The organism is Ensifer sp. R-19 (assembly GCF_049905105.1).
Lineage (GTDB): Bacteria > Pseudomonadota > Alphaproteobacteria > Rhizobiales > Rhizobiaceae > Ensifer.
In genome coordinates this window covers 2,687,355-2,712,774 of record NZ_CP184569.1, presented here as the reverse complement: position 1 = coordinate 2,712,774, position 25,420 = coordinate 2,687,355, and the positions used below count along the sequence as shown (strand labels likewise).

General features: G+C 62.8%; 23 protein-coding genes. 12 read left to right on the top strand and 11 right to left on the bottom strand.

Translation table 11 applies throughout. The annotated features are described in order from the left end of the window. Genes ACN9MO_RS13315 through ACN9MO_RS13305 form a run of 3 tightly spaced genes read right to left on the bottom strand, consistent with a single transcriptional unit; the run spans position 1 to position 1,578 of the window. Positions 1-336 carry a hypothetical protein gene (locus ACN9MO_RS13315; protein ID WP_058326455.1) on the bottom strand — a complete coding sequence of 112 codons (336 nt, stop codon included), beginning with the start codon at positions 334-336 and terminating at the stop codon, positions 1-3. Then, a complete protein-coding gene (locus ACN9MO_RS13310) occupies positions 333-797 on the bottom strand; it encodes a GNAT family N-acetyltransferase (RefSeq protein ID WP_057249047.1) in 465 nt (154 codons plus the stop codon). Before ACN9MO_RS13310 ends, ACN9MO_RS13315 begins: the two co-directional genes overlap by 4 nt. Then, entirely contained in the window at positions 787-1,578 is a 792-nt protein-coding gene (locus ACN9MO_RS13305; RefSeq protein ID WP_057249048.1) for an ABC transporter ATP-binding protein, read from the bottom strand. Before ACN9MO_RS13305 ends, ACN9MO_RS13310 begins: the two co-directional genes overlap by 11 nt. Before the next feature lie 121 nt (positions 1,579-1,699). On the opposite strand from ACN9MO_RS13305, the gene ACN9MO_RS13300 reads away from it, so the two are divergent. Continuing rightward, positions 1,700-2,113, top strand: coding sequence for a cupin domain-containing protein (locus tag ACN9MO_RS13300; RefSeq protein ID WP_058326453.1), 414 nt, complete (start codon positions 1,700-1,702; stop codon positions 2,111-2,113). Between the two features lie 93 nt (positions 2,114-2,206). Here the strand turns inward: ACN9MO_RS13300 and hydA are convergent, their stop codons facing one another. Both hydA and ACN9MO_RS13290 read right to left on the bottom strand, forming a co-directional pair. Continuing rightward, complete coding sequence (gene hydA, locus ACN9MO_RS13295) at positions 2,207-3,661, bottom strand: dihydropyrimidinase (protein ID WP_057249050.1); 1,455 nt, start codon at positions 3,659-3,661, stop codon at positions 2,207-2,209. Positions 3,662-3,743: 82 nt separating this feature from the next. Beyond that, positions 3,744-4,994: a Zn-dependent hydrolase gene (locus ACN9MO_RS13290; protein ID WP_093234882.1), complete on the bottom strand. Its 1,251-nt coding sequence runs from the start codon at positions 4,992-4,994 to the stop codon at positions 3,744-3,746. Positions 4,995-5,277: 283 nt separating this feature from the next. Between ACN9MO_RS13290 and rutR the strand changes: the two genes are divergently transcribed. Further along, a complete protein-coding gene (gene rutR / locus ACN9MO_RS13285; RefSeq protein ID WP_057249052.1) occupies positions 5,278-5,931 on the top strand; it encodes an HTH-type transcriptional regulator RutR in 654 nt (217 codons plus the stop codon). A 15-nt stretch (positions 5,932-5,946) separates the two neighbouring features. Here rutR and ACN9MO_RS13280 read toward each other — a convergent pair whose 3' ends face one another. The 3 genes from ACN9MO_RS13280 to ACN9MO_RS13270 all read right to left on the bottom strand — a co-directional run bounded on the left by ACN9MO_RS13280 (position 5,947) and on the right by ACN9MO_RS13270 (position 9,791). Beyond that, the gene (locus ACN9MO_RS13280; RefSeq protein WP_058320774.1) at positions 5,947-6,876 is read right to left on the bottom strand and encodes a DMT family transporter; all 930 of its coding nucleotides are present in this window, start codon (positions 6,874-6,876) and stop codon (positions 5,947-5,949) included. A gap of 38 nt (positions 6,877-6,914) precedes the next feature. Beyond that, on the bottom strand, positions 6,915-8,591 hold the full coding sequence (locus ACN9MO_RS13275; RefSeq protein WP_113132211.1) for an adenylate/guanylate cyclase domain-containing protein: 1,677 nt from the start codon (positions 8,589-8,591) through the stop codon (positions 6,915-6,917). 300 nt (positions 8,592-8,891) lie between these two features. Then, positions 8,892-9,791, bottom strand: a complete 900-nt coding sequence (locus ACN9MO_RS13270; RefSeq protein WP_110879271.1) for a LysR family transcriptional regulator — start codon at positions 9,789-9,791, stop codon at positions 8,892-8,894. A 106-nt stretch (positions 9,792-9,897) separates the two neighbouring features. Between ACN9MO_RS13270 and ACN9MO_RS13265 the strand changes: the two genes are divergently transcribed. Further along, positions 9,898-10,926, top strand: a complete 1,029-nt coding sequence (locus ACN9MO_RS13265; protein ID WP_112994631.1) for a zinc-dependent alcohol dehydrogenase family protein — start codon at positions 9,898-9,900, stop codon at positions 10,924-10,926. A gap of 72 nt (positions 10,927-10,998) precedes the next feature. Here the strand turns inward: ACN9MO_RS13265 and preA are convergent, their stop codons facing one another. Beyond that, complete coding sequence (gene preA / locus ACN9MO_RS13260; RefSeq protein ID WP_058320777.1) at positions 10,999-12,312, bottom strand: NAD-dependent dihydropyrimidine dehydrogenase subunit PreA; 1,314 nt, start codon at positions 12,310-12,312, stop codon at positions 10,999-11,001. Between the two features lie 20 nt (positions 12,313-12,332). Further along, positions 12,333-13,694: an NAD(P)-dependent oxidoreductase gene (locus tag ACN9MO_RS13255; protein WP_093234886.1), complete on the bottom strand. Its 1,362-nt coding sequence runs from the start codon at positions 13,692-13,694 to the stop codon at positions 12,333-12,335. Between the two features lie 312 nt (positions 13,695-14,006). Between ACN9MO_RS13255 and ACN9MO_RS13250 the strand changes: the two genes are divergently transcribed. From ACN9MO_RS13250 to ACN9MO_RS13210, 9 genes are all read left to right on the top strand, one after another. After that, the gene (locus tag ACN9MO_RS13250; RefSeq protein WP_057249058.1) at positions 14,007-14,960 is read left to right on the top strand and encodes a sugar-binding transcriptional regulator; all 954 of its coding nucleotides are present in this window, start codon (positions 14,007-14,009) and stop codon (positions 14,958-14,960) included. Positions 14,961-15,158: 198 nt separating this feature from the next. Continuing rightward, positions 15,159-16,469, top strand: a complete 1,311-nt coding sequence (locus tag ACN9MO_RS13245; protein ID WP_057249059.1) for an ABC transporter substrate-binding protein — start codon at positions 15,159-15,161, stop codon at positions 16,467-16,469. A 142-nt stretch (positions 16,470-16,611) separates the two neighbouring features. Continuing rightward, positions 16,612-17,484 (top strand): carbohydrate ABC transporter permease, encoded by an 873-nt coding sequence (locus tag ACN9MO_RS13240; RefSeq protein WP_057249060.1) that lies wholly within the window; start codon positions 16,612-16,614, stop codon positions 17,482-17,484. Between the two features lie 5 nt (positions 17,485-17,489). After that, entirely contained in the window at positions 17,490-18,320 is an 831-nt protein-coding gene (locus tag ACN9MO_RS13235) for a carbohydrate ABC transporter permease (RefSeq protein ID WP_057249061.1), read from the top strand. 11 nt (positions 18,321-18,331) lie between these two features. Further along, a complete protein-coding gene (locus tag ACN9MO_RS13230; protein WP_057249062.1) occupies positions 18,332-19,336 on the top strand; it encodes an ABC transporter ATP-binding protein in 1,005 nt (334 codons plus the stop codon). Then, entirely contained in the window at positions 19,333-20,106 is a 774-nt protein-coding gene (locus ACN9MO_RS13225; RefSeq protein ID WP_057249063.1) for an L-iditol 2-dehydrogenase, read from the top strand. Before ACN9MO_RS13230 ends, ACN9MO_RS13225 begins: the two co-directional genes overlap by 4 nt. A gap of 39 nt (positions 20,107-20,145) precedes the next feature. Continuing rightward, entirely contained in the window at positions 20,146-21,630 is a 1,485-nt protein-coding gene (locus ACN9MO_RS13220) for a mannitol dehydrogenase family protein (RefSeq protein WP_113132163.1), read from the top strand. A 104-nt stretch (positions 21,631-21,734) separates the two neighbouring features. After that, complete coding sequence (locus ACN9MO_RS13215; RefSeq protein ID WP_113132164.1) at positions 21,735-22,403, top strand: HAD family hydrolase; 669 nt, start codon at positions 21,735-21,737, stop codon at positions 22,401-22,403. Between the two features lie 29 nt (positions 22,404-22,432). Beyond that, entirely contained in the window at positions 22,433-24,016 is a 1,584-nt protein-coding gene (locus tag ACN9MO_RS13210; protein WP_113132165.1) for an FGGY-family carbohydrate kinase, read from the top strand. A gap of 477 nt (positions 24,017-24,493) precedes the next feature. Here ACN9MO_RS13210 and ACN9MO_RS13205 read toward each other — a convergent pair whose 3' ends face one another. Then, complete coding sequence (locus tag ACN9MO_RS13205) at positions 24,494-25,288, bottom strand: response regulator (protein ID WP_057249067.1); 795 nt, start codon at positions 25,286-25,288, stop codon at positions 24,494-24,496. Between the last annotated feature and the right edge of the window lie 132 nt (positions 25,289-25,420).

The window sequence follows — 25,420 nt, the reverse complement described above, 5'->3', positions numbered from 1 at the left end:
TCACGCCTTTCCGCTTGCGGGCAACAACATCAGACCCATGGCGACGATGCCGAGAAGGACACCGGCGGCCTGTGTGAGGCTCAACCGTTCACCAAAGACCGCAAAGGCGATGATGTTGACGAGCACGAGCTGTACGATCGCCGAAAGCGAAATTGCGAGGCCGAGGCCACCTTCGCGCATCAGCTTCACCATGATGATGTTGCCGATGACGTAGAGCCCAAGCGCGAGGACGAGCATACCGAGGTGATTATTCGAAACATAGGCGCGCGAGGCGGTCGCGCCGCCGAGAAAGATCGTCGTTGCCAAGAGCATCCAGAGGCCAAAGGCGAGGTTCATGCCTGCATCTCCTTGGCCTGCCAGCGATAGTGGATATCCGGCAGCTTCTCTTCGTTGTCGCCGTCCGTGCGCCGCACGACTTCGAAGCCCTGGTGCTGGTAGAAGCGCTGGGCGTCACGATTGTGTTCGAAGGTCCAGAGATTGAGTTCTTCCGGAGACAAGTCCTTGGCGGCCTGCACGAGCTGCGAGCCGATGCCGGTGCCGCGGTGAGGCGCGTCGATGTAGAGCGCCGTGACGTAGCGGTCGTCGGAAAGCGCAAGGAAGCCGGCGACGTCGTTCTTCCGCTCCGCCACGATCACCCTGCGTTCGGCAAACACCGTGTCGGCGTAGTAGCGCTCGACGTCGGCATGATCGTGCACGCGCGGCATCCACGGTGTTGCGTCGATCCAGCGGTTGAGGATGCCGGCGCAGGCGGCCATGTCGGTCCGTTCGGCCGGGCGGATCACGGCACTATTCGTCATAGCTGTGTCCCGCGCGCAGGCCCTCGCGAACGCGATGGGCAATCTCCAAGAATTCCGGCGTCTCGCGAATGCCGAGCGGGCGTTCGCGCGGCAGCGTCGATTCGATGACGTCGGTGACGCGGCCGGGACGCGGGCTCATCACCACGATCTTGGTTGAGAGGTAGACGGCCTCGGGGATCGAGTGGGTAACGAAACAGATCGTCTTGTTGGTGCGGGCCCAGAGCTTCAACAGCTGTTCGTTGAGGTGATCGCGGACGATCTCGTCGAGCGCGCCGAAGGGTTCGTCCATCAAAAGCAGATCGGCATCGAAGGCGAGTGCACGGGCGATCGAGGCGCGCTGCTGCATGCCGCCAGACAGCTGCCAGGGATATTTCTTGCCGAAGCCCGTGAGGTTGACGAGGTCGAGCGTGCGCTCGATGCGCGCCTTCTTCTCTTCCCTCGAATAGCCCATGATCTCCAGCGGCAGGGCGATGTTGTTCTCGATCGTGCGCCAGGGATAAAGCGCTGCCGCCTGGAACACGTAGCCATAGGCGCGCTGCTTGCGCGCTTCCTCGGGCGTCATACCGTTGACGCTGATCTTGCCGGAGCTCGCCTTTTCGAGATCGGCGATCACTCTGAGAAACGTCGTCTTGCCGCAGCCGGACGGGCCGATGAAGGAAACGAAGTCACCCTTGGCGACGTCCAGATTGACGCCGGTCAGCGCATGCACCGGTCCATCGGCGGTTTCGAAAGTCAGGCAGAGGTCCCGGGCCGAAACCACGGATGCGGTATTGGACGTCATCGGCGAATACTCATTCTGGCTGGTCTGTGTCAGACTGCTATCCGGACCGGCAACATGCAATCGCGGATTTGGGTGCGGAGCCGTTTGTTGCTGGTTTTTCAGGGAATTCTGGAGAACAGTCATGTCTCGATCATCCAATCCGGGCTGTCGCGTGGTTCGTCCTGAAGGCGTGCAGGCCGGCCAGCAGGGGCTCAACTATTTCGAGGGCATTGCGGCGGAGACCGTAGGTGCGACTGGCCTCAGCATGCATATCGTCACGATCCCGCCCGGCGCGCGCGCCAAGGCGCATCTGCACGAGAGCCACGAGACGGCGATCTATGTGCTTTCGGGCGAGGCCTGGACCTGGTTTGGCGAGAAGCTGGAGGAACACGTCGTCGCCCGGGCCGGTGACATGGTCTATATCCCCGCCGGCATGCCACACCTGCCGGAGAACCGTTCGAATGAGCCCTGTTCGGCCGTCATTGCGCGCACGGACCCGAAGCAATTGGAAAGCGTCATGCTTCTGCCCGAGCTCGACGCGCTCGTGCCTGCCTGACGCCACCCGCGCCGAAGTGCCCCGCTGATCTGGCAGGGCATGTCCGGTGGGACAGAGCGGCGCGAAGACGTGCAAGCCGCGAAACATGAGGCCTCAGACGCCGGTCGCCGGAATGCCGGTGCGCTGGACGGCGCGCGGTGCCGTGACTTCCTTCCAGGTAGAAAGAGCGGAGCTGACGGCCGGGAATGGATCGCGGCGGACGAATTCGCCGTGGCCTTCGCGGGTCTTGATCGTGCTTTCCTCGATCGCGACGACGCCGCGGGTCAGCGTGTAGCGTGGCAGGCCCTTCACCTCCTTGCCCTCGAAGACGTTGTAGTCGATCGCCGACTGCTGGTTCTTGGCCGAGATGGTCTTGGTGCGCTTCGGGTCCCAGACGACCAGGTCGGCATCGGCGCCGACGAGGATCGCGCCCTTCTTCGGGTAGATGTTGAGGATCTTGGCGATGTTGGTCGAGGTGACCGCCACGAACTCGTTCATGGTGATGCGGCCGGTGTTGACGCCATGGGTCCAGAGCATCGGCATGCGGTCTTCGAGACCGCCGGTGCCGTTGGGGATCTTGGTGAAGTCGCCGAGGCCGGAGCGTTTCTGTTCGCTTGTAAAGGCGCAATGGTCGGTCGCGACCACCTGCAGCGAGCCCGAGGCGAGACCGGCCCAGAGTGAGTCCTGATGCAGCTTGTTGCGGAAGGGTGGCGACATCACGCGGCGGGCCGCATGGTCCCAGTCCTTGTTGAAATATTCGGTTTCATCCAGCGTCAGATGCTGGATCAGCGGCTCGCCGAAGACGCGCATGCCCTTGGCGCGGGCCCGGCGGATCGCCTCATGCGCCTGCTCGCAGGAGGTGTGCACGATATAGACCGGGCAGCCGGCCATGTCGGCGATCATGATCGCGCGGTTGGTTGCTTCGCCCTCGACTTCGGCCGGCCGCGAATAGGCGTGTGCCTCCGGACCGTTGTTGCCTTCGGCAAGCAGCTTCGCCTGGAGCTGGGCGACGACATCGCCGTTTTCCGCGTGCACGAGCGGCAGCGCGCCGAGGGCTGCGCAGCGCTGGAAGGACGAGAACATCTCGTCGTCGTCGACCATCAGCGCGCCCTTATAGGCCATGAAGTGCTTGAAGGTGTTGATGCCCTTGTCCTTAACGATGGTCTCCATCTCGTTGAAGACCTGCTCGCTCCACCAGGTGATCGCCATGTGGAAGGAATAGTCGCAGTTGGCGCGGGTAGACTTGTTGTCCCACATGGTGAGCGCTTCGAGCAGCGACTGGTTGGGGGAGGGCAGCGCGAAATCGACCACCATGGTCGTGCCGCCGGCAAGTGCCGCACGCGTGCCGCTTTCGAAATCGTCCGAGGAATAGGTGCCCATGAAGGGCATTTCGAGATGGGTGTGCGGGTCGATGCCGCCCGGCATGATGAAACAGCCGCTCGCATCCAGCGTCTCGTCACCGGAAAGATTGGGGCCGATCTCGACGATCCTGCCGCCCTCGATCTTGACGTCCGCCTTGTAGGTCAGGTCGGCCGTGACGATGGTTCCACCCTTGATGACAGTGCTCATGGTACTTGATCCTCGCGATTGCGCTTCCGGCGCCCACACGGCCGCCACGAAAAAGGGCGGAACTTTCGTCCCGCCCGCAAACTCATTCGACGATTTCAGCCGTTTCGACGACGGCGTGGAAGAGGACGTCGGCGCCGGCGCTGGCCCACTCCTTGGAGATATCCTCCGCCTCGTTGTGGCTGAGGCCACCGACGCAAGGGCACATGATCATCGTCGTCGGCGCCACCTTGGCGGCCCAGCAGGCGTCGTGGCCGGCGCCCGAGATGATGTTCATGTGGCTGTAGCCGAGCCGTTCGGCGGCATCGCGCACGGCGGTAACCAGTTTCGGGTCGAAGGTCACCGGTTCGAAGTGGCCTATCGCCTCGATGGAACAGCCGACGCCGAGCGGCTCGGTGATCTTTGGCGCTTCGGCCTCGATCCTGGCGCGCATGCGATCGAGCTTCTCCTTGTCGGGCGAGCGGATATCAACGGTGAAGACCACCTTGCCCGGCAGAACGTTGCGGGAATTGGGGGAGAAGACCACCTGGCCGACGCCACCGACGGCACCCGGCTGGTTCACCATGGCAACACTCTGGACCATTTCCATGATGCGGGCCATGGCGAGGCCGGCATTGACGCGCATGTTCATCGGCGTCGAGCCGGTATGGGCTTCGCGTCCCGTCAGCGTGAACTCCAGCCACCAGAGGCCCTGACAGTGGGTGACGACGCCGATGTCCTTCCCCTCGGCTTCGAGGATCGGGCCCTGCTCGATATGGTATTCGAAATAGGCATGCATCCTGCGGGCGCCGACCTCTTCGTCGCCGACCCAGCCGATGCGTTTCAATTCATCGCCGAAGGTCTTTCCTTCCGGATCCTTGCGGCCATAGGCGAAGTCCTGGCTGTGCACGCCGGCAAAGACGCCGGAGGCGAGCATGGCCGGCGCGAAGCGTGCGCCTTCCTCGTTCGTCCAGTTGGTAACGACGACCGGGTGCTTGGTCTTGATGCCGAGGTCGTTCATCGAGCGAATGACTTCGAGGCCGGAGAGCACGCCCAACACACCGTCGAACTTGCCGCCGGTCGGCTGGGTGTCGAGATGCGAACCGACATAGACGGGCAGAGCGTCCGGGTCGGTGCCGGCGCGTGTGAAGAACATGTTGCCCATACTATCGACGCCCATGGTGAGGCCGGCCGTCTCGCACCAGGACTCGAACAACCGGCGCCCTTCGGCGTCCGCGTCGGTCAATGTCTGGCGGTTATTGCCGCCAGCAACGCCAGGGCCGATCTTGGCCATTTCCATAAGTGAATCCCACAGGCGGTCGGCATTGACACGCATGTTCTCGCCAGGTGCAGCCACGGCGGTCTCCTCATCTTTTCAGGGCCTTGCCTCAATCGGCGCGCCCTTATGTTCCCTTGGTCAAATCCAGGCTTGGTTTTTTCTGGTGCCCTTCGATCAGCCGTTGCCTTTGGCGGTGAACTGGCTGATAATTTGACCGGTTGGTAAACATTACAACTTCCATTGCGGCACTCAAGCCGGAAAAGCAAAAAAACGAAGTTGTTGCCCAAGAAGATGGCGAGGCCGGAAATTGGGCAGATCGGTTCTTGCGCGGCGAGGCGCGCGGGGATCGCCAGGGGGACAGATGGTACTACCGAGAGCGGCCAGGACCCAGAGGCGGACACGCATCCAGGAAGAGAAAGAAGAGCGCATTCTGGAAGCGGCGCTTGAAGTCTTCTCCGCCAATGGTTTCCGCGGCGCGACCGTCGACCAGATCGCCGAAGTGGCGGGCATGTCGAAGCCCAATTTGCTTTATTATTTCCGCACGAAGGAAGCGATGCACCGGGCGCTGATCGACCGGGTGCTCGATACCTGGCTCGATCCCCTGCGCGAGTTCAATGCCGAGGGAAATCCGGTCGCCGAGATCCGCAGCTACATCCGGCGCAAGCTCGAAATGGCCCGCGACTATCCGCGCGAAAGCCGGCTCTTCGCCAACGAGGTGCTGCAGGGTGCTCCGCATATCGAGGACGAGCTCAAGGGGCCGTTGAAGGCGCTGGTCGACGAGAAGGCGGAGGTGATCCGCGCCTGGGCGAAAGCCGGCAAGATCGCCAAATGCGACCCCTACCACCTGATCTTTGCGATCTGGTCAACGACCCAGCATTATGCCGACTTCGACGTGCAGGTACGCGCCGTGCTTGGCCAGGGCAATGCCGGCGAGGGACGGTTCGAAGACGCAGCGCGCTTTTTGGAGCGGCTCTTTGTCGACGGGCTGCAGGTCAGCGAGCAGCCGGCGGCCTGAGCCGCCCGCACATCTTCAATCGGGCAGCAGCGCCATCAGGAGCAGGCCGCAGGCCGTGGTCAGCGCGCCGGCAAGAACCGGCAGGCTGGTCCAGCCGTGGCCGAGCAGCCCTTCGAGCAGAATGATGAAGCTCGGCGTCAAATAGCCATAGCCGAGCACCTTGGATGCCGGCAGCCGCATCGAAGCATATTGCAGCAGCAGGAAGGTGATGGCGGTGGTGACGACGGCGAGATAGAGGACGGCGACCCAGACGATCGCGGGAAGCGCTGTAAAGTCCGTGGTGATGAGACCGATGCCACCGGGCACCAGCAGCCAGGGCACGGTGAAGACCGCGACCCAGAAGCCGAAGGCGAAGGGGTTTTCCTGTCGGCCGAACTTGCGGATCAGCGGCACATAGATCGCGTGGCAGACGACGCCGACGAAGAAGATTAGCTCGCCCTGGCCGATATCGAAGGCAAGGATCGCCTGGATATTGGCGCGGAAGATCACCCAGACGGCGCCGAGGGCTGCGATGATGAGGCCCGCGAGCACGCCCGGGCGCGTGCGCTGGCCGAGCAGCAGATAGGCGAAACCGGCGCTGAGCAACGGCATCAGGGTGAAGACCGCGCCGGTGGAAACCGGGTTGGTGAATTCCAGCGCCTTGAACATCGTCAGCATGTAGACGGCGATCAGGCCGCCGAGGATCACGAAGCGCCACGATTGCTTGGGGAAGTGAAAAGGCACGCGCGCATAGCCGAAGGTCATCAGCCCCAACACGATGACAGTCAGCAGATAGCGCCAGAGCGTCAGCGGTCCGGCGCCCATGTGCTGGGTTGCAAGACCACCGAAAGAGAAGGAACCGGCGATCAAAATGGCAAAGCTCATCATCGCCAGATGTGCCCTCAGCTTCTCGATGCCTTTGGCGTGAACCTGATGGGGCGTTTTCGGGGATACGTCCTGCTTCATTCACGATTCCGGGGAGTATGAGGGCGGGGAATACCAACCTAAGCGTTTGACGGCGTTGGTTGCAAGGCCGCGGAGATTCGCGCGGCATCCTCGACGATCCAGGTTTCGAGTGTCGCCTGCCGGCCGCGCAGGCCGATGTCCAGCCGCTCGTGTCCTTCGATCACGAGACCCGCCCGATTGACGAGTTCGGCGGAGACGGCGAGCTGCACGTCGTGCTCTTTGGCGAGGCCTTCCAAGCGGCTGGCGGTGTTGATCGTGTCGCCGACCGCCGTCAGCGACGTCGCCTGGCCATAGCCGATCTCACCGATGATGGCGGGGCCGGAGTGCAGCCCCATCGCGATGCGCAGCGGTTCGTCGAGTTCGCCGCGGAAGGTCTGGTTGAGCGTCTCGATGCCCTTGGAGATCCGCACGGCGGCGGCGAGCGACTGCCGGCAGGCCTCGGTGTAGGAACTCTTGAGGCCGAAGATCGCGAGTGCGCCATCGCCGATGAACTTGTCGATGACGCCGCCGGAATCCTCGACCGCTTCGCCCACCATCTCGAAGTAGCGGTTGAGCAGGAACACTGTGTCGAAGGGCAGCTTGTGTTCGGCAATGCTGGTAAAGCCGCGCATATCGCAGAAGAGCACGGCGATGCGTCGCTCCCGGCCTTCGCCGCCCTCGCGTCCGATCTGTTGCTTGATGCCGAGGCTGTCGCTGTCGAGGATCGGCACAACGGTCACGTTGTGCACAGGGCGGAACTGGCAGGCGAGACGGACATTGTCGGGCGCGCCGATACGGGTCAGCGTCGCAAGCTCGGCGTCCTCAGGGGCAGGCTGGTCTTCCAATCCCTGGATGACGCGGACGCGGCAGGTCGAGCAACGCCCGCGGCCGCCGCAGACCGAGACATGCGGGATACCGGCGGCGCGGCTTGCTTCCAGAACGCTGAAGCCGAGATTGACGGTCGCGGTCCGGCCATCTGGATAACGGACGCGAATGCGGCCACCCTTCGGCATGGCCCGCAGCAGGAAGGTGCCACCGATCAGCCCACCGAAACCGAGATAGAGGCCGAGGCGGATGTCCTCGAGAAGCGTGAGATCGACCGCCGGCTTGGTGTAGGCCCTGTCGCCGTAGCCACCGTGTTCTTCATAGTTGCTCTCGATCGAGCGGGCGCCGCTGAGGAAGCCGAGCAGCGCGAAGATCGGCACGAGGATTGCGACTGTGTAAAGCAGGATTTCATAGCGCGGGAACCAGGGGCGACCGCGCATCCAGAACCAGGCGCCGAGGCAACCATGGCCCCAGACGAGCAAGAGGGCGACCGATTGCCTGATGGCGTTGACCGAGTTCGACCAGAGAATCCGGAGCATGTCCGGGTAATCCGTATCGACGCCTGTGAAGAGCGGTTCGACGCGCGCGGCGGTAACATGGCCGATCAGCAGAAACGGCAGGCTGAGACCGAAGATGATCTTCAGCGCTTCGCGCGCCGGCATTCTGAGCGTCTGCCGGCGGTAGATGCTTTCGAGCGCCATGGCGAAATGCAGCAGCAGGGCGCCGTAGAGGAGCACCGTGCCGGGGACGCTGTGCCAGATGAGATTGAAGGCCTTGCGGGCGGTTTCCATCGCTTCGATGGAAATGAGACCGAGCGAATGGTTGAAGAAATGGGCCAGCACGAACGAACCGAGTATCGCCCCGGAGACGAGGTGCATTCGCTTGCGTCGGTTGGCCGAAATGATCGTCAAGCAAAAGTCCGGCTCTGCCGGAGCTTTGTCCGGCCGCAGTTTCAAAACCGTCGGAAGATGCGTCGCCAATCCCTGATCGAACGTCGCGCGCCCCCGTGTGAGTTCTCCCTTATTATCCAGATCGCGCGGGCCGACAACTTACCATTTTTACACAATCTGTTTCGTTTTCGTGTCCTGTTCGTTATCGGCGGGGAACGCTATTCAGCGGGGTTCGGTGCCTGAGTTCGATCGGGCTGCCCTCCATGGCACGGCATTCTTGGCTTGTGGCGGCTGGGCCGGAAACGGCGGCTACTGCTTGCTTCATGCCATCATGGCCGGCAGGCGCGCGGCAAGCGTATCGATCAGCAGGCGCAGCTTTGGCGGCATGTATTGGGTTTTCGGCCAGACGACATAGGCGCCATAGGAGAGGGCAGGCGCATCGGCGAGAATCCGCACCAGCGAGCCGGCGGCGATTCGGTTTCCCACGAGCCAGCACGGCAGCCAGGCGATACCGAAGCCGTCAGCCGCCGCGTCGGCGATTGAGGTCAGGTCGTCGAGCCGCAGCCGCGCCGGCGGTGTGATGGCCTGGGGCTGGCCGGCCTTGACGGGAAAAGACCAGGCGAGGGGTTGACCGCTGCGCCGGTAGAGGATCGCCTGATGCGTCATCAGGTCTTCAATCGTCTTCGGTGCGCCGTTTGCCTCGATATAACCCGGAGAAGCGCATACGATCATGCGCTGGTCGGCGATCTTGCGCGTCATCAGTTCGGGATCGCTCCTCAGCGGGCCGGAGCGGACGGCGAGATCGAAGCCGTCCTCGATGAGGTCGACGTTGCGGTCGCTGAAGTTGAGATCGAATTCCAGGTGCGGATGCAGCCGCAGCAGTTCCGACAGCAGCGGCATGATGCATTGGCGGCCGAAATGCACAGGCATCGACAGGCGCAGGCGGCCCTGGATCTCCAGTTTGCCCGATTCCAGCAGCGCCTCTCCAGCTTTGATTTCGCCGAGCGCCCTCAGGCAGTTTTCGTAGAAGAGCTGGCCTTCGTCGGTCAGGCTCTGGGTGCGGGTAGTGCGATGGAAGAGGCGAACGCCCAGCCTCTGTTCCAGCTTGGCGACCGTTTTGCCGACTGCCGAGCGCGATAGGTTGAGCCTTTCGGCCGCTGCAGAAAAGCCGCCGGCGTCGGCCGCTTCCACGAACACCGAAACTCCGTTCAGGTAGCTCATATTTGTATCCTTGGTGGAACCAATATGGCGAAATCATATCGCAACTGGAGAGATAAATTCAACGCTATGGTTTCTTCATCAGCTCAAACCGATGAAAGGAAAGACCATGGCAAGACTGATGAAGGAATGGACGATCGATACGTTCGGCGCCTCGAACCTGAAGGTCACGGAGCGGCGCGTTCCTGAGCCGGGTGCGGGCGAGGTGCTCGTTCGCACGACCGCCGTGTCGCTCAATTTCCGCGACAAGCTGGTGCTGGAAAACGGCATGGGTATGCCGCTTGCCTTCCCTTTCGTGCCGGGTTCCGACATGGCCGGCGTGGTCGAAGCGGTCGGCCGCGGCGTCACGCGGTTTAAGCCGGGCGATCGTGTGATTTCCGTCTTCGATCCGACCTGGATTGATGGTCAGAAGCCGGGGACCGCCCGTCATCCGACGTCGTTTGCGCTTGGGGGCCTCAACCCGGGTGTTGCCTCCGAATATGTCGCCTTCCCAGAAGGCTGGTTCGTGAAGGCACCTGAGAGCCTCGACGATGGCGAGGCGAGTACCTTGCCCTGCGCCGGGCTGACGGCCTGGTTCGCTCTGGTCGAGAGGGGACATCCGAAAGCCGGCGACCGCGTCGTCGTGCAGGGCACCGGCGGTGTTTCCCTGTTCGGGCTGCAGATCGCCAAGGCGCACGGGGCCGAAGTGATCGTGACATCAGCCAGTCAGGAAAAGCTCGAACGTGCGCGCGCGCTTGGAGCCGATCATGGCGTAAACCGGCTGTCGGAAGACTGGGCGGAGCGTGTTCTCGAGATTACCGGCGATGATGGCGCTGACCATATCCTCGAGCTCGCCGGTGGCGCCAATCTCGGCAAGTCGTTGCAAGCGGTGGCCGTGCAGGGGCGGATCTCTATCATCGGCGTGCTCGAAGGCGGCGAGATCTCGGCGCCGGCGCCGTTTGTCCTGTTGAAGTCGCCGGTCATCCAGGGTATCGGCGTCGGCCATCGCCGGGCGCTGGAAGATCTGGTCGGCGCCATCGATCGGACCGGGATCAGGCCGGTCATCGATGCCCGCTACCGCTTCGCAGAGTTGCCCGAGGCGCTGGCGCATCTCGATCGCGGGCCGTTCGGCAAGGTGGTCGTCGAGTTCCAGGGTTGAAAGACAAAGCCGCCGGATGGATGTCCGGCGGCTTTGCTTGATGCAATCGCGGGCGAACCCGCTTGGGCGCCCTTACTCCGCGGCCTGGCGGGCCATCGGGTTGTTCGGGTGGGTCGTCCAGTTGGCGTAGTTCGGGTCGACCGGCTTGCCGGTGCGCTGGTCGATCGTGCCGGCCGGCAGTTCTTCCATGGTGATGCAGTTCTCGACCGGACAGACGCTGACGCAGAGGTTGCAGCCGACGCACTCGTCTTCCATTACCTCGAAGTGGCGCACGCCATTGACGAACTGGGTGATCGCCTGGTGCGAGGTGTCCTCGCAGACGATGTGACAGCGGCCGCACTTGATGCAGGAATCCTGATCGATCTTGGCCTTGGCGATATAGTTGAGGTTCAGATACTGCCAGTCGGTGACATTCGGCACGGCGCGGCCGGTGATGTCGTCGAGGTCGCGGTGACCCTTGGCATCCATCCAGTCGGAAAGGCCGGAGATCATTTCCTGGACAATCTTGAAGCCGTAGGTCATCGCCGCGGTGCAGACCTGCACGTTGCCGGCGCCAAGCACCAGGAATTCGGCCGCGTCGCGCCAGGTGGTTATGCCACCGATGCCGGAGATCGGCAGGCCATAGGTTTCGGGATCGCGGGCGATTTCGGCGACCATGTTGAGTGCGATCGGCTTGACCGCCGGGCCGCAATAGCCGCCATGAGTGCCCTTGCCGCCGACCGTCGGGTTCGGGGCGAAGTTGTCGAGATCGACTGACACGATCGAGTTGATCGTGTTGATCAGCGACACGGCGTCGGTGCCGCCGGCCTTGGCGGCGCGGGCAGGCTTGCGGATGTCGGTGATATTCGGCGTCAGCTTGGTGATGACAGGCATGCGCGTGTACTGCTTGCACCAGCGCACGACCATCTCGATATATTCCGGCACCTGGCCGACCGCAGCGCCCATACCGCGCTCGGACATGCCGTGCGGACAGCCGAAGTTGAGCTCGATGCCGTCGGCGCCGGTTTCTTCCACCAACGGCAGGATCGCCTTCCACGCCTCTTCCTCGCAGGGCACCATGATCGAGGCGATCAGGGCCCGGTCCGGCCAGTTCATCTTGACCTGCTTCATTTCGCGCAGGTTCACATAAAGGTCGCGGTCGGTGATGAGCTCGATATTGTTGAAGCCCAGCAGCCGGCGGTCGGCACCCCAGATCGCGCCGTAGCGCGGTCCGTTGACGTTGACGACCGGCGGTCCTTCTTCGCCGAGCGTTTTCCAGACGACGCCGCCCCAGCCCGCCTTGAAGGCGCGCTCGACGTTATAGGCCTTGTCCGTCGGCGGCGCGGACGCCAGCCAGAACGGGTTCGGGGATTTGATGCCGACGAAATTGTTACGAAGATCAGCCATTGGTTTCTCCTCCCGATCCTTTAGGCAACCGCGCTCGCATGCGGCGCTGCCGCGGCGAGGGCCTGGTTGATCGATTCAGCCGCATCGCGGCCCATGGCGACGGCCGAGACGGTGAGGTCTTCGCCGCCGAGCACGCAGTCGCCACCGGCCCAGACGTTGTCGATCGAGGTTCGCCCTTCGGCATCGGTGACGATACGGCCGCCTTCAAGCTGCAGGGCGCCAAGGCCGCTTCCGAGGAAGCTCTGGCCGATTGCCTTGAAGATCTGATCGGCGGCAATGATACCCGTTTCGCCGGTCGCCGTCAGCTTTCCGTCTTCAAGCGTGGTGTATTCCAGCTCGATGCCTGCGACCTTGCCGTCCTTTTCGGCAATGCGCTTCGGCTGCAGCCAATGGCGGATGGTGACGCCCTTGGAGGTGGCGAGATCCTGCTCGAACTCGGAGGCGTTCATGTGCTCCTTGCCGCGGCGATAACAGATCGTTACCTCTTCGGCGCCGAGCAGCTTTGCCTGGACGGCGGCGTCGATCGCGGTCATGCCGCCGCCGAGGACGACGACACGGCGCCCGACGGGGATGTCGGCCTTCGTCTTCGACTGACGCAGTGCTGCGATGAAGTCGACGGCATCTTCGACGCCCTCGGCGTTTTCGCCTTCCATGCGCAGGGCATTCACGCCGACGAGGCCGAGACCGAGGAAGACGGCATCATACTGCTCGGAGAGTTCGGCAAGACTGAACTCCCGCCCGAGTGCCTGGCCGTTGCGAACCTCGATGCCGCCGATCGACAGCACGTAGTCGACTTCCTTTTGGGCGAAGTCGTCGACCGACTTGTAGGCGGCAATGCCGTATTCGTTGAGGCCGCCCGACTTCGGACGGGCGTCGTAGATCACGACGTCGTGGCCCTTGACGGCGAGCCGATGGGCCGCCGCCAGTCCCGCCGGTCCGGCGCCGACGACGGCGACCTTACGGCCGGAGCTTTCTGCGCGGGTGTAGAACTGCTTGTTTTCCATCATCGCCACGTCGGTCGCATAGCGCTGCAGGCGGCCGATCTCGACCGGGCGCTCCTCGGCGGTGTTGCGAACGCAGGCCTGTTCGCAGAGCGTTTCGGTGGGACAGACGCGGGCGCACATGCCGCCCAGGATGTTCTGGTCGAAGATCGTCTTGGCCGATCCGATCGGGTTTCCAGTCGATATCTGTCGAATGAACAGCGGGATATCGATGGAGGTGGGACAGGCTGTCATGCACGGCGCGTCATGACAGAAATAACAGCGGTCGGAAGCGACGAGGGCCTCGTGCTTGTCGAGCGGCGGATGGAGGTCGGAGAAATTGCTCTCGTACTCCCCGAGCGGCAGGCGGCCGCCGAGGATCCCAGATTGTGTCGTTCCCATTTTTGGCTCCCAATGTTTTCTCAGGATGATGGAACGGTAACACGCTTTATTTTTTTATCAAACGGTAAAAGTTTGCGGTCGAAATCACCGGAAAGCCTTGTGATCCCGGGCTTTTCTGCCGGCGTGCCAAGCCATTGTTCTTGGCCGATGTTTGACAGGGCAGGGCAAATAGTGGCAGCAAATTAGAGCGGGATGAGGAATGGTGTTTGCGGTTTTTCGGCCGCTCCCCGCTCTAACTTAAGAGAATCGATCACGATGTCTTTGGGGAGTTCGACCCAAAATCATCGTCATCCGGGGGAACGGAGAACAGGCATGGCGCGCAGGGGCGAGGCGAACAACAGGCTTGATGATGCCGCCCGGGCGGGCTGGCTATACTATGTCGCCGGCCGCACCCAGGACGAGATCGCGACCGTCATGGGGATTTCGCGCCAATCGGCGCAGCGGCTCGTTTCTCTCGCCATGTCCGAGCGGCTGATCAAGGTTCGGCTCGACCATCCGATCGCCGCATGTCTGGAGGCGGCGGCGGGCCTGCGCGACAGATACGGGCTGAAGCATGTGGAGGTCGTGCCGAGCGATCCGGGGTCGACCTCGACGACCGTCGGCATTGCCGAGGCGGGTGCTGCCGAAATCGAGCGCTGGCTGAAGTTGCCGGAGCCGCAGGTGTTGGCGATCGGCACCGGACGCACGCTGAAGGCGGCGGTCGACCAGCTGCCGCCGATGGAATGTCCGCAGCACCGCATCGTTTCGCTAACCGGCAATATCGGCCTCGACGGCTCGGCCGCCTATTACAACGTCATCTTCAGCATGGCCGATGCGGTCAAGGCGCGGCATTTTCCGATGCCGCTGCCCGTGCTCGCCGCCTCGCCGGAGGAGAGGGAAGTGCTGCACAGCCAGAGCCTGGTTCAGGTGGCCCTGAAGCTCGGCGCAGAAGCCAATGTCGCCTTCGTCGGCGTCGGCGAACTCGGCCCGGACGCGCCGCTTTGCCAGGACGGGTTCCTGGCGCAGGACGAGATGGCCGGTCTTACCAGAGCTGGCGCGGCCGGCGAAATCTGCGGCTGGATGTTCGACCATGACGGCGTATTGCTCTCCGGCAGCTTCAACGAACGCGTCGCTTCGGTGCCGCTTCCCTCGCGGGACAAGGCGTCGGTGATCGGCCTTGCCAAGGGGCGGCGCAAGTACGAAGCGCTGTGGGCGGCCGTGAAGGGTGGAATCATCAACGGTCTTATCACCGATGAGGCGACGGCGCGCTATCTGCTCAACGCCTGATCGCAAAGAGCGTGTCCGTTAAAAGGCCGGCCCAGCGCCGGCCTTTCGCACTTGCGTAAAGAAAAAATCGGCAATCAAAACAATCTTCTAATGTTTCTGTGTGCGGCGCAGCAACGATTGCGCATTGACAATTTGTCATGAGAAGTGAGTAATTGCCCATGAGCGAGGCAAATGCTCAATTCTTCTGGGAGGAAGTCGATGAACTTGAGAACTTTCCTGCTGGGCACGTGCTCGGCAGTCGCGCTGTCGGGTCTGGCCCAAGCAGAAACCCTGACGATCGCGACCGTGAACAACGGCGACATGATCCGGATGCAGAAGCTGACGGAGGATTTCACGTCCAAGAATCCGGACATTCAACTCGAGTGGGTGACGCTCGAGGAAAACGTGCTGCGCCAGCGCGTGACGACCGACATCGCCACCAAGGGCGGCCAGTACGACATCATGACGATCGGCACCTATGAAGTGCCGATCTGGGCGAAGCAGGGCTGGCTGCTGCCGCTCGACAATCTCGGCGCCGACTACGACGTCGACGACCTCCTGCCGGCGATCCGCTCCGGCCTGACCATCGACGGCAAGCTCTATGCTGCGCCGTTCTACGGCGAAAGCTCGATGGTGATGTACCGCAAGGACCTGTTCGAGAAGGCGGGGCTCACCATGCCCGACGCGCCGACCTGGGACTTCATCGCCGACGCGGCGCGCAAGATCACCGACAAGAACAACGAACTCTACGGCATCTGCCTGCGCGGCAAGGCCGGCTGGGGCGAGAACATGGCCTTCCTGACGGCGACCGCGAACGCCTTCGGCGCCCGCTGGTTCGACGAGAACTGGAAGCCGCAGTTCGATCAGCCGGAATGGAAGAACGCACTCGACTTCTACGTCAAGCTGATGAACGACGCCGGACCGCCCGGCGCTTCCTCGAACGGCTTCAACGAAAACCTGTCGCTGTTCCAGACCGGCAAGTGCGGCATGTGGATCGATGCGACGGTTGCGGCCTCCTTCGTCACCAACCCGAAGGAATCGACCGTTGCCGACAAGGTCGGCTTCGCGCTCGCTCCGGACACCGGCCTCGGCAAGCGCGGCAACTGGCTCTGGGCCTGGAACCTCGCGATCCCCGCCGGCTCGCAGAAGGTCGCTTCGGCCGAGAAGTTCATCGCCTGGGCAACCGGCAAGGACTATCTGAAGCTCGTGGCTGACAAGGAAGGCTGGGCGAACGTACCTCCGGGCACGCGAACCTCGCTCTACGCCAACCCCGAGTACCAGAAGGCGGCGCCGTTCGCGAAGATGACGCTCGACTCGATCAACGCGGCCGATCCGAAGAACCCGGCCGTCAAGCCGGTGCCCTATGTCGGCGTGCAGTTCGTGGCGATCCCTGAATTCCAGGGTCTCGGCACGGCGGTCGGCCAGCAGTTCTCGGCGGCCCTTGCCGGTCAGATGAGCGTCGACGATGCGCTTGCCAGCGCCCAGAAGCTGACCGAACGCGAAATGACCAAGGCCGGTTACATCAAATAGCGCTCCCAAGGGCCCGGGGTGCCGGCCGCAAATGGCTGGCGCCCCGGTAATTCCCGGAGGCGGCCACTGGGCTCGTGCGGACAAACGCGCCGGCCCGGCCCGATCTCGAAACAGCATTGAATTCCTTCATTGGGGGGACGCCATGGCGACCTTGCACACCCGCTCCGCCGCGCGGCTGATGATCGCGCCTTCGGTGCTTCTGCTTCTGGCCTGGATGATCGTTCCGCTGGCCATGACCATCTACTTCTCGTTCCTGCGCTACAATCTGTTGATGCCGGGGATGGAGGAGTTCGCCGGCTTTTCGAACTACAGCTACTTCCTCACCGATCCCGCCTTCTTCCAGGCGATCTTCAACACGCTCGCGATCGTGCTCGGTGTGCTGTTCATCACCGTCGTCGGCGGCATCGCACTGGCGCTGTTGCTCGACCAGCCGATGTTCGGGCAGGGGATCGTGCGCATCCTGGTGATCGCGCCGTTCCTGATCATGCCGACGGTCGCCGCACTCGTCTGGAAGAACATGTTCATGAACCCGGTCAACGGGCTCTTCGCCTGGGTGGCCAAGCTCTTCGGGCTGCAGCCCTTCGACTTTCTCGCCAATGCACCGTTGATGTCGGTGATTCTGATCGTCGCCTGGCAGTGGCTGCCCTTTGCGACGCTCATCCTGCTGACGGCGCTGCAGTCGCTCGATGAAGAGCAGAAGGAAGCCGCGCAGATGGACGGCGCCGGCGCCTGGAGCCGCTTCATCTATCTGGTGCTGCCGCATCTCTCGCGCGCCATCACCGTGGTGATCCTGATCCAGACGATCTTCCTGCTCTCGGTCTTCGCCGAGATCCTGGTGACGACCAATGGCGGGCCGGGTACGCAGAGCACGAACCTCACCTTCCTCGTCTATGCGCAGGCCCTGCTGCAGTTCGACGTGGGCGGCGCATCCGCCGGCGGCATCATCGCCGTCATCCTCGCCAACATCGTCGCATTCTTCCTGATGCGCATGATCGGCAAGACGCTGGAGGCTTGAGAACCATGGCACGCAATGTCTCCACCCAAAGAAAGATCGTCGTTACCGTCGTCGCCTGGACGATCGGCATCCTGATCTTCTTCCCGATCCTCTGGACGTTCCTGACGAGCTTCAAGACCGAGGCCGAGGCGATCGCCTCGCCGCCGTCCCTGTTCTTCTTCGACTGGACGACGGAGAACTATCACGAGGTGCAGAGCCGATCGAATTACTTCCTGCACTTCATGAACTCGGTCGTCGTCTCCTTCGGCTCGACGCTGATCGGCCTGATAATCGCCATTCCGTCCGCCTGGGCGATGGCGTTCTCGCCGACCAAGCGCACCAAGGACGTCCTGATGTGGATGCTCTCCACCAAGATGATGCCGTCGGTCGGCGTGCTGGTGCCGATGTATCTGATGTTCCGCAACACCGGCCTGCTCGACACCCGTACCGGCCTCGTCATTGTGCTGACGCTGATCAACCTGCCGATCATCATCTGGATGCTCTACACCTACTTTAAGGAGATCCCCGGCGAAATCCTGGAGGCCGCCCGCATGGACGGCGCCTCGCTCTCCAAGGAGATCATCTATGTGCTGACGCCGATGGCGATCCCCGGCATCGCCTCGACGCTTCTGCTCAACATCATCCTCGCCTGGAACGAGGCGTTCTGGACGCTGAACCTCAGTGCCGCGAAAGCCGCGCCGCTGACTGCCTTCATCGCCTCCTATTCGAGCCCCGAAGGCCTGTTCTACGCCAAGCTCTCGGCCGCCTCGACCATGGCGATCGCCCCCATCCTCATACTCGGCTGGTTCTCGCAGAAACAGCTCGTACGCGGCCTCACCTTCGGCGCGGTCAAATAAGGGATACGACAATGGGAAGCATTACACTCAGCAAGGTTTCGAAGGTCTTCGGCGCCCATGCCGTCATCCCCTCGATCGACCTCGACATCAACAATGGCGAGTTCGTCGTCTTCGTCGGCCCGTCCGGTTGCGGAAAGTCGACGCTGCTCAGGCTGATCGCCGGCCTGGAAGATGTCAGCGACGGCGACATCGTCATCGATGGCAAGAACGCCACCGAACTGCCGCCGGCACAGCGCGGCCTGTCGATGGTGTTCCAGTCCTACGCGCTCTATCCGCACATGAGCGTGCGCTCGAACATCGCCTTTCCGCTGAAGATGGCGGGCGAGGACAAGGCCGTCATCGACAAGAAGGTGTCGGATGCGGCGCGCGTGCTGAACCTTACCGATTATCTCGACCGCAAGCCGCGGCAGCTTTCCGGCGGTCAGCGCCAGCGCGTCGCGATCGGCCGGGCGATCGTGCGCCAGCCGAAGGCCTTCCTGTTCGACGAGCCGCTGTCGAACCTCGATGCAGCGCTTCGCGTCAACATGCGGCTGGAGATCAGCCAGCTGCACCAGGACCTGAAGACGACGATGATTTACGTCACCCACGATCAGGTGGAGGCCATGACCATGGCCGACAAGATCGTGGTGCTCAATCGTGGGCGCATCGAGCAGGTCGGCTCGCCGCTCGACCTCTACCACAAGCCGGACAATCTGTTCGTCGCGGGCTTCATCGGTTCGCCGCGCATGAATATCGTCACTGGTCCTGCGGCTTCTGCCTATCAGGCGCATACGATGGGCATCCGCCCCGAGCATCTGGCGCTCTCCAAAGATAGTGGCAGCTGGCAGGGCACGGTCGGCGTCGCCGAACACCTCGGCTCCGACACCTTCCTGCACGTCAATGTCGACGACGGCATCGGCACGGTGACGGCGCGCGTCAGCGGCGACTTTGCCGTCACCCACGGCGATCGCGTGTTCCTGACGCCGGACCCACAGCGCGTCCACAGGTTCGACGACAAGGGATTGGCAGTGCGATGAGAAGGCTCGAAGGTAAAAGCGCGCTGATCACCGGGTCTGCGCGGGGGATCGGCCGTGCCTTCGCGGAGGCTTATATCCGCGAAGGCGCCACGGTCGCGATCGCCGACATCAATATCGAACGGGCACGGCAGACGGCCTCCGAGATCGGTGCCGGCGCCTACGCGGTCGAGATGGACGTGACGCAGCAGGCATCGATCGATGCTGCGATCGCAGCGGTCGTCAGGCAAGCGGGCGGCCTCGATATCCTCGTCAACAATGCAGCACTCTTCGACCTTGCGCCGATCGTCGAAATCACCCGCGAAAGCTATGACCGGCTGTTTTCGATCAATGTTGCCGGCACGCTGTTCGCGCTGCAGGCGGCCGCAAAGCAGATGATCGCCCAGGGCAGGGGCGGCAAGATCATCAACATGGCGAGCCAGGCGGGCCGCCGCGGCGAAGCGTTGGTCGCGATCTATTGCGCCACCAAGGCGGCGGTCATCAGCCTTACCCAGTCGGCCGGCCTCAACCTCATCAAGCACGGCATCAACGTCAACGCGATCGCGCCCGGTGTGGTCGACGGCGAGCACTGGGACGGCGTCGACGCGCTGTTTGCCAAATACGAAAACCGCCCGCTCGGCGAAAAGAAGAAGCTGGTTGGCGCGGAGGTGCCCTATGGGCGCATGGGAACGGCCGAGGACCTGACCGGAATGGCGATCTTCCTCGCCTCAGCCGAGAGCGACTACGTCGTCTCGCAGACCTACAACGTCGACGGCGGCAACTGGATGAGCTGAGCCTGCGCAGCCGGTGAAGCCTCGAAAGGATACGGGATCATGACGACCAAACTCTCACTTGCCGCCCTCGACACGATCAAGGCCAAGGCCGGCGTGCCGAACTACGACCGGTCGCAATTGACGGCGGGGATCGTGCATTTTGGCGTCGGCAACTTCCATAGGGCGCACCAGGCCGTCTATCTCGACGATCTCTTCAATGCCGGCCACGACCGGGATTGGGCCATCATCGGTGCCGGCGTACTTGCCTCCGATGCAACGATGCGGGCGAAACTCGCGGCGCAGGATTTCCTGACGACGGTCGTCGAGCAGGACAACAACCGCACCGGCGCCCATATCACCGGCGCGATGATCGACTACCTGGAACCAGGCGACATCCCGGCGATCATCGCGAGGCTGACCGATCCGGCGATCCGCATCGTGTCGCTGACGATCACCGAAGGCGGTTATTTCATCGATCCGGCGTCGGGTGTATTCAACCCGACCCATCCGGCAATCGTCGCCGACGCGCGGAACCCGGCTGCTCCGAAGACCGTGTTCGGACTGATCGTCGCCGGCCTGAAAGCGCGCCGCGACAAGAACGTTCCGCCCTTCACCGTGATGTCCTGCGACAACATTCCCGGCAATGGCGAGGTCACGCATGCCGCTGTTTCCGGCCTTGCTCGGCTCGTCGATGCTGATTTCGCTGACTGGATCGATGCCAATGTCGCTTTCCCGAACGGCATGGTGGACCGGATCACGCCGGCAACCGGCACACGTGAAATCGGCATTGTCGCCGACGATTACGGCATAGAGGACGCCTGGCCGGTGTTCTGCGAGGAATTCAAGCAATGGGTGCTTGAAGACCATTTCCCGCTCGGCCGTCCGGCGCTGGAGAAGGTCGGCGTCCAGTTCGTGCCCGACGTCGCGCCGTACGAACACATGAAGATCCGCATCCTCAACGGCGGCCATGCGGCGATCGCCTATCCGGCGGCTCTGCTCGACATTCATTTCGTGCATGAGGCGATGGAAGAGCCGCTGATCCGTGCCTTTCTTGCCAAGCTTGAACATGACGAGATCATTCCGGTCATTCCGCCCGTGCCGAACACCGATCTCGGCGATTACTACAAGCTGATCGAGACGCGCTTTGCCAATCCGAAGATCGGTGACACGATCCCGCGTCTGGCGCAGGACGGTTCCAACCGCCAGCCGAAATTCATCCTGCCGTCGACGGCCGATCGCCTAGCGCGCGGCGAAGATGTCGTCGGTCTGTCGCTGGTTTCGGCACTGTGGTGCCGCTACTTCGCCGGCACGTCCGACAGCGGCAAGGCGATCGTCTTCAACGACCAGAGCGCCGACCGGCTGAACAAGGCGGCGCTTGCTGCCAAGAACGATCCGGTGGCCTTCCTGGAGCTCGGCGATATCTTCGGCGATGTCGCGCGCTCCGATCTCTTCCGCCGCCGTTTCAGCCATGCATTGAAAACCCTCTGGGAAAGGGGTACGCGCGCTACGCTCCAGCTTTATCTGGACGACAAGCTCACCGCATAATTCCCTGGATCACATCGAACCAGGGACGAGATTATGCGCCAATTCAAAGCGTTACAGCGACCTTGGCGCCTTCTATCGCGCGTAGCTGTAAGGGGTAGGGTGCGATGGCGGACACAGCGTCCAGGCTGGTGATTTTCGATTGCGACGGCGTGCTTGTCGATAGCGAGCCGATCTCGCTGGAAGTGCTGGTGGACGTGCTCTCGGCCGCCGGCGTTCCGATGACCGCCGAAGAAGCGACGGAACGATTTCTCGGGCGCAGCCTGAAAAGCATGTCGGCGATCCTCCACGACGAATATGGCCTTGCCACCGACGATGCCTTCCTCGAGGGCATGCGCCTTCGTCTGTATCAGCGCTTCCGCACCGAATTGCAGCCGATTGCAGGTATCCGCGAAGCGGTCGAAGGGCTCGAGGGTGCGTGTTGCGTCGCCTCGTCCAGCCAGCCGGAACGCATCCGCCTGTCGCTGACCGTCACCGGGCTCATCGACCTCTTCGAGCCCAATATCTTCTCCGCCACCATGGTGAAACACGGCAAGCCGGCGCCTGATCTCTTCCTGCATGCGAGCAGCGAAATGGGTTTCGCGCCCAGGGATTGCGTCGTCGTCGAGGACAGTCCGGCGGGTATCGAAGCGGCGAAGGCGGCGGGCATGCGGGTCTTCGCCTTTGCCGGCGGCAGCCATGCCCGATCCGACCGGCACCGCCAAAGTCTCGCGAATCTCGGTCCCGACGTGCTGTTTGACGACATGGGCGAATTGTTACAGTTTGTCCGCCGATAGCAGGGACAAGAGGGGCGGGACTTTCATTGATGCGTGAATTCGTCGTTGCGGTCGATGTCGGCACCGGCAGTGCGCGCGCCGGTATCTTTGACCGGAAGGGCACGCTGCTCGCGCGTGCCGACCTGCCGATTGCCATGAACCGGCCGGAAGAAAACCACGCCGAACATGATTCCGAAGATATCTGGCGCGCCGTCTGTGGCGCGGTCCAGGCGGCCAAGGACAAGGCCGGGATCGCCGCTGAAAGCGTTGCCGCGATCGGCTTCGACGCCACCTGCTCGTTGGTGGTACGCGACCGCGAAGGCGAGCCGCTATCCGTCAACCGCAAGGGCGAGGCGCGCTGGGACACGATCGTCTGGCTCGACCATCGGGCGCTCGCCGAGGCAGATTTCTGCACGGCGACCGGCCATCCGGTGCTCGACTTCTCCGGCCGCGTCATGTCGCCGGAAATGGAAATGCCGAAGCTGATGTGGCTGAAGCGCAATCTGCCGCAACAATGGCAGAAGGCGGGCTTCTTCTTCGATCTGGCCGACTATCTTTCCTGGCGGGCGACGGGGAGCGCTGCGCGTTCGCGCTGCACGCTGACGGCGAAGTGGAATTATCTGGCGCATGAGAAGCGCGGCTGGCAGCCGGACTATCTCGAAAAGATCGGGCTTGAAGATCTCATCGAACGCGGCGGACTACCGGAAGAAACGCTGCCGATCGGAAGCTCGATCGGTCATTTGAGCGCTGCGGCCGCCGCAGAGCTTGGGCTCGACGAAGCCTGCCAGGTGGCGCCGGGTCTGATCGACGCCTATGCCGGTGCGCTCGGCGTCGTCGGCGAGTTTATCGGGAAGCCGGAGAAGCTCGAAAAACAACTCGCGTTGATCGCCGGTACATCGAGCTGCATTGTCGCCTTTTCCAAGGATATGAAGCCGGGCTTCGGCATGTGGGGCCCCTATTACGAAGCGGTTCTTCCGAGCGCCTGGCTGATCGAGGGCGGGCAATCGGCGACAGGTGCGCTGCTCGACCATATCGTGCGGCTGCATGGCGGCGGCTTTGAACCGACGGCAGAGACCCACGGCCGGATCATCGCCCGGGTGCAGGAACTGCGCGCCGAGCAGGGCGCCGCTTTTGCCGATCGCCTGCATGTGCTTCCCGATTTCCACGGCAACCGCTCTCCGCTCGCCGACCCGCATGGGCTCGGTGTTATCAGCGGCTTGCCGCTCGATTCCTCCTTCGATGCGCTCTGCCGTCTCTATTGGCGCACCTGCGTCGCGATCGCGCTCGGCATCCGTCACATCCTGGAGATGATGCGCGAGGTCGGCTACCAGCTCGACACGCTGCACGTCACCGGCGGCCACGTGCGCAACGCGCTTCTGATGGAGCTCTACTGCGATGTGACCGGCTGCCGCGTGGTTGCGCCGCAGGCACCGGACGCGGTGCTGCTCGGTACGGCTATGGCAGCTGCGGTTGCCGGCGGCATCCACCGGGATCTCGCCGCCGCAGGGGCGGAAATGGCGTCGGAGGGGCACGAGCGCCTGCCGAACGCAAGTGCTCGCGGCACCTATGACCGCGATTACCGCCGCTTCCTGGCGCTCTACCGCCATCGTGACGAACTCGACAAGATGCAGTGAAGCGGTAGGCCGAAACGGTCAGGGCGGGTGCTTGGAACCTTTTGCCCCGTCGCGCATTCTGTTTGCGACCGGACGGTGGCGCGCATAGCCCCCAATGCCGCGCCGGAGGCAGACCGCCGGCCTACAACTCACACTCCCCGAGTGAGTTGCACATACCAGCCAGTGCCTTCCCTCGGCACTGGCTGTCGTGTTTACGGGGTAAGCCAAAGAGATGCTGCGGGAAATGTGAAACGGCGGGATGAGGCCGGTTGACATGAAGTCGCGCCGGCGAGTGTGCCTCCGCGCGAATATCGGGAACTGGCGCAAATATCAGGAACGGCTGATGTCGGGAAAGCCGGTCATTTCGCCGCTTCGACGAAACGGTAAAATGAACTACGGCGTCGCGGCCCTTTGTGACGCGCGACGCTGTAGCACTTGAATGACCTGCATGTTCTTGCCTTTGGCCGGCTGCGATCAAAGGAAACATGCAGGTTGCACTCAGGCCGCCGCCTTTGTCGATTCGTTGAAGAACAACGCCTGACTGATCAGTGCCTTGACCATATCCGGGTTGAACGGCTTGGTGACCAGGAAGGTCGGTTCCGGCCGCTCGCCGGTCAGGAGCCGTTCCGGGAAAGCGGTGATGAAGATCACCGGAATGGCGCTCGTCTTCAGGATGTCGTTGACCGCGTCGATGCCCGAGCTGCCGTCGGCGAGCTGGATATCGGCAAGCACCATGCTTGGACGCGTCCTCTTGTAGAGGGCGATCGCTTCGTCGCGCGTCCGGGCGATGCCGGTGACCCGATGGCCGAGGCTTTCGACCATCTGTTCGATATCGATGGCGATCAGCGGTTCGTCCTCGATGATCATGATATCGGTCGCGACCTGGCGCGAGATTTCCTGCGAGGCGCGGTCGAGCAGGCTGCCGACCTTATCGGTGGACACGTCGAGAACCTCGGCGGCCTCCTCGGGACGGAAACCTTCGACCGAGACCAGCAGGAAGGCCTGGCGGGCAAGGGGCGAAACGGTTGCGAGATTGATCGATGCGCGCTGTTCCCAGGCAAAAGGCGAGATCGGTTCTGGCACAAGCACGGACGAGGAACCGAAAAGTGAGGTGAAGAGCCGGAACAGGCCAACGCGATCATTGCTCGCTTCCGGGAAAATCGACGTGTCGGCGATCAGCGCTTCGAGAACGGCAGCGACATAGGCGTCGCCTGATGTCTGCGAGCCGGTCAGCGCGCGCGAATAGCGGCGCAGATACGGCAGAAGCGGTGCTATCCGCGTGGACAATGTCATAGGGGAACTCCCTCGGGTATCTTTCTACGGTGACGTTGCGAGAACGCCGGACGTAAAAAAAGGTTCCGCGAGGGAACATTTCAATTTTCTGCTGCGTTATGGCGGCTATGGACACTCGAAGGCGACAGTTTG